This window comes from Teichococcus vastitatis (assembly GCF_003604215.1).
Lineage (GTDB): Bacteria > Pseudomonadota > Alphaproteobacteria > Acetobacterales > Acetobacteraceae > Pseudoroseomonas > Pseudoroseomonas vastitatis.
In genome coordinates this window covers 1-856 of the sequence record NZ_QXGS01000194.1, presented here as the reverse complement: position 1 = coordinate 856, position 856 = coordinate 1, and the positions used below count along the sequence as shown (strand labels likewise).

The following is an 856-nucleotide window of genomic DNA, read 5'->3' as shown; positions in this document are numbered from 1 at the left end:
TGCCTGGCCGCCACGCGAGTGCTTACCAACCTGAGGGAGGCCGTGCCTTGCCGGATTCACGCCGTGCTGACCGGGCAGGCCGATGGTCGCGGGGCTCATGGCCTGCCACTGTCTGGATGGGATGTTCCCAGCCGGAGCGTGGGAGCCGAGGCGTTCGCCTGCACGACATCTAGACTGCTCAGACCGCCACCTAGTGCGGTGTACAATGCGACCGTGTCGCTAAAGCGGGCCGCACGGGCCTGGATCAGGGCAATGCGGGACCGGGCATTAGCCTGTTGCGCAGTCAGCACCTCCAGCGTCGTGGCAGCGCCGAGGCGTTGCTGCTGCCGCGCGATCTCCAGCGACTGCGCGGCCACGTGCGCCGCCTCGTTCTGGGCCCGCAGGGCTTCCGCATCGAGTTCGATGGCACGGAGCGCGTCCGCCACGTTCTTGAAGGCACCTAACACCGTGCCGCGATACCGGGCGGCCGCGGCGTCCCGCGCCGCGATGGCGGCGTCACGTTGACGCGCCAGCCTGCCGCCTTGGAACAGGGGCTGCGTCAGTCCGGCGGCGATGGACCAGATGAGGCCCTGTGGCGTGAAGGCGTCAATTCCTGCGGTCTGAGCCGTCCCGTAGCTGGCAGTCAGCGTCAGCCGCGGCAGCATGTTGGCGGCGGCGATGCCGATCTGGGCATTGGCCGCCTGCAAGGCTGCCTCAGCGGATAAGATATCGGGTCGCTGCCGCACCAGTTCGGAGGGTAGCTGAACCGGCAGCGTGTCCGGCAGGCGCAACGCGTCGAGCGTGGGGGTAGGCGGCGCCGGGCGGTCGGTGGTGCGGCCGGTGAAGACTGCAATCAGGGTACGCTGCTCCTCGGCTG

The 856-nt window shown here is 69.0% G+C and carries 1 protein-coding gene; it reads right to left on the bottom strand.

Annotated elements, in window-relative coordinates; all coding sequences use genetic code 11:
• Window positions 1-95: 95 nt before the first annotated feature.
• Window positions 96-856: efflux transporter outer membrane subunit (locus D2K64_RS23875; protein WP_120010918.1), on the bottom strand; the 761-nt coding region annotated here is incomplete at its 5' end.